The sequence below is a fragment of the Roseovarius dicentrarchi genome, from assembly GCF_003316635.1.
Lineage (GTDB): Bacteria > Pseudomonadota > Alphaproteobacteria > Rhodobacterales > Rhodobacteraceae > Roseovarius > Roseovarius dicentrarchi.
Genome location: NZ_QNQP01000043.1, coordinates 1 through 7,862, shown reverse-complemented (window position 1 = coordinate 7,862; position 7,862 = coordinate 1). Strand labels below are relative to the sequence as shown.

4 protein-coding genes and 1 pseudogene are annotated in these 7,862 nt (G+C 53.8%); 1 reads left to right on the top strand and 4 read right to left on the bottom strand.

Annotation, left to right across the window (positions count from 1 at the left end):
* Positions 1–170: 170 nt before the first annotated feature.
* Positions 171–380, top strand: a pseudogene (locus tag DQ230_RS16405) (transposase domain-containing protein); the annotation flags it as partial.
* Positions 381–518: 138 nt separating this feature from the next.
* On the opposite strand, the gene DQ230_RS16400 reads toward DQ230_RS16405, so the two are convergent.
* The 4 genes from DQ230_RS16400 to DQ230_RS16380 all read right to left on the bottom strand — a co-directional run.
* A complete protein-coding gene (locus DQ230_RS16400) occupies positions 519–1,601 on the bottom strand; it encodes a glycosyltransferase (RefSeq protein ID WP_162497491.1) in 1,083 nt (360 codons plus the stop codon).
* A gap of 88 nt (positions 1,602–1,689) precedes the next feature.
* Positions 1,690–5,736 (bottom strand): autotransporter outer membrane beta-barrel domain-containing protein, encoded by a 4,047-nt coding sequence (locus DQ230_RS16395; RefSeq protein WP_203228116.1) that lies wholly within the window; start codon positions 5,734–5,736, stop codon positions 1,690–1,692.
* Between the two features lie 96 nt (positions 5,737–5,832).
* Complete coding sequence (locus DQ230_RS16390; protein WP_113913645.1) at positions 5,833–6,687, bottom strand: IS3 family transposase; 855 nt, start codon at positions 6,685–6,687, stop codon at positions 5,833–5,835.
* Between the two features lie 518 nt (positions 6,688–7,205).
* A partial coding sequence (locus DQ230_RS16380) for an integrase core domain-containing protein (RefSeq protein ID WP_238987576.1) occupies positions 7,206–7,862 on the bottom strand: 657 nt, incomplete at its 5' end.

The window sequence follows — 7,862 nt, the reverse complement described above, 5'->3', positions numbered from 1 at the left end:
CAAAAATCCCATGTCTATCACTCCATGCGCCCCCAGCTGATTCAAGCCGCGGCAAGGTTGCACATGGGTCAATTCTCAATGACAATTTCTGCTGGTGCCGGGTCAGTTCTCAATGACAATCAACACCCTCTGATCAATACGGCGCGCCCACGGCCTTCGCCGAAGGCTTACGGAAAAACTACCTCTTCATGGGCTCGAAAGGCGGCGGTAAAGCCGCGGCGATCGCCTATACGCTCATCGAAACCGCCCGCATGAACGGCGTCAATCCCGAAGCCTGGCTCACCTGGGTCCTCGAGCGCATCGCCGATCACAAGATCAACCGCATCGAAGAACTCGCGCCTTGGAACTGGACGCCGCAACAGGCGTCAAGCGCGGCGTAGCCGGACGGATACGTTGGATACATCTTAGCACGCTGTCCAGTTTTGCCGGACCACTTCAGATACCCTTGCCCGCATCCCAGACTACAAGATCAACCGCGTCGATGATCTCCTGCCATGGAAAACCGCTCCATAGAGCGGTCAGCCCGGACGCTTACTGTGTTTCTCGTATGAAACCTCAAGAATCTTATAAAGATGGTCAGGCGCATTTGCTGCACGCATTCGCTCTAAAGCATCGCCTCCCTCACTCAGACGTCCAAGATCCTTAAGGCAAAGCAAATATTCGAAATCCAGCCAGTAAGCGTAGACGTTACACCAGACAAAAAGGCGTGGTCTGTCGGGTAATGAACGTCTCAGCCCTTCCCGAGCAAAAGCAAGTGCTGTCTCGGGCCGACCTCGCATACGTTGCATACGAGCCAATTGATAAAGGCATTCGGCGCGCTCCGGACACACGTCCTGTCCGGAAAGAAACGCAAGCAAGGCCCCATCTTGATCACCGATCTTGTTTAGTTCAATCCCGAGACCAAGCCAGGACAAATAAACTTCATCCTTCCAGCCGCCGAGAGAAATTCTCTTCTTGTACCAGGGAATCGCTTCGTGTGGAGCCTGCGCATCCCGCCATGAGTTTGCGCAATAAAAAGTATAACGAGGCAAAAGATCACGATCTTCGTTGCCAATATTTTCGATGGCCTGAACCAGCAATCGCGCATCCCGATAATATGTTGACGAGTCGCGCGATCGCGCTCCAGCTCTTCGGCTGACAACAGCGTAATCACCACTAATATGTTGGGTTTTTTCAGATGCCCCACTGAAATAGAGTCCTTCATGGACGATACCTCTCCAGCGAAAGCTGCCGTTATTTTTGACGATCAGCTTGGCGGGATAAATCGTACTAGCTCCCCGCATGTTGAGCGTCATCGCATCGGGTCCAGCGGGCAGTTCGGGAACTTTCCCTTCAATACGGTTGTCTGCATCGAAGAAGAGAACATAATCGGAAAGACCAGCGCAATCCTCTAACGCATATTGCCGATTTGCCCCAAAGCTCTCCCAGCTTCGATGCCGTAACTTTCCCTCGAGGCCACGTTCTTTGAAAAACTGTGTAACTATTTCTGAGGTGTTGTCCCGTGAGCCGGTATCATGAATCACCCAAGTAGTAATGTCGAAGTGGCTCAGAATATTGCCTAGTGTCTCTGCGATGACCTCAGCCTCATCGCGCACAATCATGTTGAGACATAATTTCAATCTTAGGCACTCACTTACAGACAATGGCATATGGCGGCGGACCTATCCCGCCGCCATATTTTCTATAGACTCAGAACTCCAAGTTGAAGCCAACGCTTGCCCCGACGCTGTCGCCGCCACCCGAAGCATTGGTGTAGTCGACCTTCAGATTGAGATAGGCACGATCGGACCACTGATGTTCGTAGCCAACGCCAACCCGCAAAGCGTTATCGTCGCGAAAATCAACCTTATAGTTGTCCAATGTTAAATCTGGGCGCTCAAGGGCATGGAGCCAGTCAAGCTGTACGTAGCCTGTAGAGCCGTTGTTTGAGTCTTGGCCTGACAACGTTTCCATAGATGCCCGGACCCCGAGTCGTGAGGTTAGGCTATTACCGCTGAGACCAATCCTTGTACCGGTCTGATCTACGAAATTACCTCCATCAACATCACTCCAGATCAGTTGCGCTTGGGGTTCAAGCCAGACTTTTGAGCGGTCCGATTCCCATACATCGAAAGCGTAACCTGTCTCTAGCGAGACCGTTGTGGTGTCGATATCGTAGCTTACCTTCTCGAAACCTTGGCCAGTTACCTCGGCATCGTAGCGGCCCAGCATGAGCCAACTGTCCACATACCAGCCCCGCTCGGTAAATGTGTTCTGAACCCAAGTCCCATAAAGACCGATCCCGTAACCTTCAACCTCGCCACTGCTAGTATAGCCTGTCACATCAGAGACCGTATCGCTGTTTTGCCAGCCATAGCCACCCATCAGACCAACGACGAGCTCGTCATTTCCGCTGGTGCTCCAGCGCGCCACATCTGCGCCAAAGTGGAGCGTGATCTGATCATAGTCAGTGTTGAGTTGACCACCAATGCTGCTCGAAGAGCCTGTTTTACCAACAAAGCGCAACCAAAAATTCTTGTCCTCGTCCAGACTGCGACCTGCGCCTTTCCGATCTCTCCAGCCATGATCAAACATTGAAACTGCGGCCAGCGTGTTGGCACTATAGGATCCAGTTTCTGGACGGATGAGTGGACCGCTGATACCTGTGTCACCGGTATCGCCTGTGTCACCCGTTGCACCGGTGTCACCCGTTGCACCGGTATCGCCCGTGGCACCGGTATCACCCGTGGCACCGGTATCACCCGTGGCACCGGTATCACCCGTGGCACCGGTATCACCCGTGGCACCGGTATCGCCCGTTGCACCAGTGTCACCCGTGGCACCGGTATCGCCCGTTGCACCAGTGTCACCCGTGGCTCCGGTATCGCCCGTTGCTCCGGTATCGCCCGTTGCTCCGGTATCGCCCGTTGCACCGGTATCGCCCGTGGCTCCGGTATCACCCGTTGCACCAGTGTCACCAGTCGCACCGGTATCGCCCGTAGCTCCGGTATCACCCGTTGCACCAGTGTCACCAGTCGCACCGGTATCGCCCGTTGCACCAGTGTCACCAGTCGCACCGGTATCGCCCGTTGCACCAGTGTCACCCGTTGCACCGGTATCACCCGTTGCACCGGTATCACCCGTTGCACCGGTATCGCCCGTTGCACCGGTATCGCCCGTGGCTCCGGTATCACCCGTTGCACCGGTATCGCCCGTTGCACCAGTGTCACCAGTCGCTCCGGTATCGCCACGAAGGTCTACACTTTCGAGGTACCAAGATCCATCATCAGAATGCTTGTTCAGAAGATATTCATATGCTCCTTTGGCCACACGCCGCTCAAGGAAAAACCGAGCTTCGGACGTGCCCCCCACATCGATGAGCAGAAGGCTCTCTTCTCCGGTTGGATTATCGACATTCAAATTGTCAATCCAGACTTTGTCCGCACCACGATCAATGGTGTTGCCCGCGATAATAATCTGGTCCGTCGTCGAGGTTCCCCCAGGCTCCGTCCCTGCAAGACCCGTCCCGGCCAGATAAGAATCCATCAGGATCAAACCATTGTTCGCGGTGTAATCCCCCGCGACAACCAACCTGTCGCCGGACACTCCGTCCATCATGTTAATTGTACCGGAATTTACAACACCGCCAGTTACCTTAGTCTCTACTGCTGTAAGGCTTCTATCGGTAAAAAACGTGGTGTCTTGGCCAATATTAAGGTTGCTCGCCAGAGTATAAGCACCGGTCGTTTGCAAACTGCTGCCGTCCTTCAAAAAAATCCCATGACCCGTATCAGTCGAACTGGTCAGCGTGCCACCGTCGTCGGAAAGCGTGAGCTCTGTACCTTCAAGAATGATATCCTCAAAGTTTTTAATAGTCCCACCAGATACCGAAGAAGGCGCGACCTGGCGCAGCGTGAGCGTGTCAATAAAGCCATCCGCAATCGAAACGTTGTCCCCGCCGTCGAACAGCGTGACCTGGCTTATATCGCTGCCATCAAAGGTTAAATCATCACTGCCATCGCCAAGTTGGATTTTGCCCGTAACAAGCGCGCCCGCATTGACGATTGTGGTGCTTTCACCAAGATTGTTGGAAATACTCAAGCCAGAGGTTGAGCCTACTGCAGCGCCCGCATTAAGCATGAGGGTCGTACTGGCTCCTGAAATTGTATTCGTGTTGATACCATACTCCGTGCCGCCGGTGATCTTTTTATTGACTATTATGGCAATATCACCGGTGCCTGCATTGGTTACCAGAATACCATTAACCCCGCTGGTGATGTCGCCGTTCCCGGTGATATCGACCCCGCCACTCGACCCGGAACGCACATTGACACCGTCACCACCAGCAATGACGTCATTTCCGACGGTGATGGTTGTTGTGCCGGTTGCTAAGGAATTAAGGTTTTGGGTTGCAATACCGTGCGCATCCGCACCGGTCGTAGAAATAGTGCCATTACCAACAGTAGAGACGACGATATCACCCAAACCTGTTGTTTGCGCAAAAATGCCGTGAGCTTTATCGCCCGCGGTCTTGATATCGCCAGATGTCAGAGTCGCCCTAACCGTCGCTGAGCTGGACCCGTTGACAGTTCCAATCCGAGAGTGCAGCCCGTGAGCACCGGCCCCATCTGTGGTCACAGTACCACCGTCCATCTGCGCCAGCGTGTCGCCAAGGCCACCGGTAAGGGCATAGACGCCGAAGGCGTTATCCCTCATGGTCTTGACTTCACCCACCTTCAGTATCGCCGTCGCCGTCGCTTCGCTAGTCGCTCTGGAAATATAAGAAAACAGCCCGTGAGCACCACCGTCACCGCCTGTGGTCACAGTGCCACCGTCCATCTGCGCCAGCGTGTCGCCAAGGCCTCGGTGATACGCATAGACGCCGTTGGCCCTATCCCCCGTAGTCTTGATATCGCCGGCTGTCAGTATTGCCTTCGACATCTCCTCGCCAAGTGTGCTGTAATTTTCAGACTGCATCCCGTGAGCAACATTGCCCGTTGTGGTCACAGTGCCACCGTTCATCTGCGCCAGCGTGTCGCCAAGGCCTTGGTTATAAGTATAAACGCCTCTGCTATTAGCCCCTGTGGTCTTGATATCGCCCGCCGTCAGGGTTGCCGTAGCCATCGCCGCGTTACCCGATCCTGAAAACCCAATCCGAGAATACACCCCGTGAGCAGTCCCGCCCGTTGTGGTCACAGTGCCACCGTCCATCTGTGCCACGGTGCCGCCAAGGCCAAGGGTCCACGCATAGACACCGTGGGACGATGTCCCCGCGGTATTGATATTGCCCTTCGTCAGGGTTGCCGCGGCCACAGCTGCGCTGGTTGGGTTTATGGTCTTAGAAAGCAACCCGTGACTGCTGTTGCTGGTGGTAGCAATCGTTGCAAAGTTTGTCCCATCGAGCATGATATCGCCGGTATTAGTGGCGCTCCCCACAACGCTCACTCCTGGACCACCCACGGTGATTGCCGCATCATCGAGCGTCAGAGTCATTGCGTTTGCAACGTCTGTATAGGTGATACCACTTAAATAGTTCGGATGATCTGTATCGCTAGAATCACAAACAACGGTGGTTCCAGCCGTTCCACACTCATCGGCTGCCATAGTGGTGCTCGCGCTGATAGCGCTGAAGATGACGGCGGCGCCAACCATCGGAGCGATGGAGGCGACAATACCCTTGTACTTGGTAAGTCGTCCTCCACGTAGAAACTTAAGGTATGAAGGTTGGGTACCATGGTTCGTTGAATCTTGCGGCATGTGTTGCTCTCTAAACTGGTGTTAAGTTTTAGGAATGAAGTGGTCCTGCTTTTTAGGACAGGTATGCGGCTTAGCTAAGATGTATCAGGTTTATGTTCATGCCGCTTTTCGTGTCTCTACCATTTGGAAGTATGCCGCGTCTGGTGTGCGTTTGTCGAGGGCGGTGTGAGGCCGCTCTGAGTTGTAAAATCCGATCCAGTCGTCGATGATCCTTTTGGCTTGAAAGCCGTTGGTGATCTCGTGCAGATACACAGCCTCCTGCTTCAGGGACCGCCAGAGCCGTTCGATGAAGATATTGTCCAGATACCTTCCTCGGCCGTCCATTGAGATCTTGATCTCGGCTTTGGTCAGGGTCGTGATCCAGTCAGCGCCTGTATATTGGCTGCCCTGATCCGTGTTCATGATCTCGGGCTTGCCATATTTGGCGATGGCTTCTTCCAATGCTTCAACGCAAAAGCTGGCGTCCAGCGTATTTGACAGCCGCCAGGACAGCACTTTGCGCGTGGCCCAATCCATGATTGCCACCAGATATAGGAAGCCGTTCTTCACTGGAATGTAGGTAATGTCGCTGCACCAAACATGATTGGCGCGCGTGATTGGCAGCTTTCTCAGTAAATATGGCCAGATCTTATGCTGCGGATGCTTCTTGCTCGTGTTCGGCCCTTTATAGATGGCCTGCAACCCCATGATGCCCATCAGGCGGCGCACGCGGTGTCGCCCAGCGGAGAACCCTGATTGAGGTAAATACGCCGCGATCTGGCGGCTGCCAAAGAAGGGATATTTAGTAAAGATCCGATCAATCTCATGCATCAGCTCCAGCGTCTGAGCATTCACACCGACTGGCACATAATACAGCGATGACCGGCTAATCTTCAGCAGTTTGCATTGGCTGGTCAGGCTCAGATCCGTATGATCCCGATGGATCATAGCCTTGCGTTCACTCGGGCTCATCGCTTCAGCCCTTGTGACAAAAAATCGTTTTCGACCGCCAGCTTTCCGATCTTCGCATGAAGTTCTTTCACCTCGGCCTCGTTGTCTTCCGCTTTCCTGGGGAGTGTCATGAACTCTGTGTAACTGGCCCGGCCATGCGGATTTCAGATTTGGTCACGCATTGAAGCGTTCCTCGTACATGATCAATCCTGAGGGTCGTGAGGGCAAAAACCACATTGCTAATCGCCACGCGAAAACCACTTGCATGTCTTGATGTGCGACCTGCGTTCCGAAAGCCTTGATAGAGTATACACAATAGCGGCAGAGAGGAGAGTGCCGAGGATGCCTACTATGGAGTAAATGGCAAGAGCCCACAGAAGAGATGCCCAAAAAAAGAGACTGATCGCAGCAGAAATCATGCCGAGCAGCATGCCCATAATTAAATGTCCGAGAATCACAGTTCCCCTCCACATCTTGCCTATCAAATACCCTATAGATGCGGTAACCCCCCCATTTTTAACGGGGTGCATTCGTAGAATTTACGCGGCCATTTTCAGTTTCTGGGCGGGTGTGATGCCGCCGATACCCATATTCGGGCGGTCGTTGTTGTAAGTCCAGAGCCATTCCGTGGCGTGATCTTGCGCCTCGTCTATGCTTTCGATGATGTATTGATCCAGCCATTCATGCCGGACTGTCCGGTTGTAACGCTCGATGTAGGCGTTCTGTTGAGGCTTCCCGGGTTGGATATGTAGGATGGTAACCCCTTGTTCCTCTGCCCATTCCATCAGCTTCTCGCTGATGTATTCCGGGCCATTATCGACTCTTATTGTGCCGGGCTTTCCGCGCCATTCGATGATACGGTTAAGGCTTCTGATCACGCGTTCCGCTGGCAAAGAAAAGTCGACCTCGATGCCCAATCCTTCGCGATTGAAATCATCCAGCACGTTCAAAAGCCGGAACGCGCGACCATCCCCAAGGCGATCCGCCATGAAATCCATCGACCACATCATGTTCGGCGCTTCTGGCACCGCCAGCGCGTCGGGCTTGTCCCGCTTCAATCGTTTCCGGGGTGTGAATCGGCATGCAAAATTGACCCACTTGGGTGGGTTATGAGCGAGTAAAATTGACCCACCTGCGACGTTAGCATCCGCGCCGAATAGCGCGGAGGAATGAGCAGGTGATATTGATGGAAAGTG

What these genes read in the sequence shown, in the direction of transcription:
- DQ230_RS16395 (WP_203228116.1), bottom strand. Translation starts at nt 5,736, where the DNA reads ATGCCGCAAGATTCAACGAACCATGGTACCCAACCTTCATACCTTAAG.
- DQ230_RS16390 (WP_113913645.1), bottom strand. Translation starts at nt 6,687, where the DNA reads ATGAGCCCGAGTGAACGCAAGGCTATGATCCATCGGGATCATACGGAT.
- DQ230_RS16400 (WP_162497491.1), bottom strand. Translation starts at nt 1,601, where the DNA reads ATGATTGTGCGCGATGAGGCTGAGGTCATCGCAGAGACACTAGGCAAT.